Source organism: Psychrobacter sp. Rd 27.2 (genome assembly GCF_001921755.1).
GTDB lineage: Bacteria > Pseudomonadota > Gammaproteobacteria > Pseudomonadales > Moraxellaceae > Psychrobacter > Psychrobacter celer.
In genome coordinates, this window is the sequence record NZ_MRYB01000171.1 from 1 (window position 1) to 306 (window position 306).

Consider the following 306-nt stretch of genomic DNA (forward strand, 5'->3'; position numbering starts at 1 on the left):
CTTGTCTTTGCGCTGATGTTTAGCGATGTATCGTGGACCAAAGGCTTGGCGCTGGCTTCGGGATTTGGCTGGTATTCGCTATCGGCCATCGTCATGACCGATGCTTATGGGGCGATTTGGGGCAGTGTGGCGCTGTTCAATGACTTGATACGTGAGTTTTTTGCGCTATTATTTATTCCCGTCTTTATGCGTAAGTATCCATCAGCAGCAGTTGGGCTTGGCGGCGCGACCAGTTTAGACTTTACCTTGCCAATTATCCAACAATCTGGCGGTCTAAAAGTAGTGCCACTGGCGATTAGTTTTGGC

The 306-nt window shown here is 49.3% G+C and carries 1 protein-coding gene; it reads left to right on the forward strand.

Going from position 1 to position 306, the window contains the following annotated elements:
* On the forward strand, positions 1-306 hold a 306-nt coding region (locus BTV99_RS13085), incomplete at both ends, for a lysine exporter LysO family protein (RefSeq protein WP_143507241.1).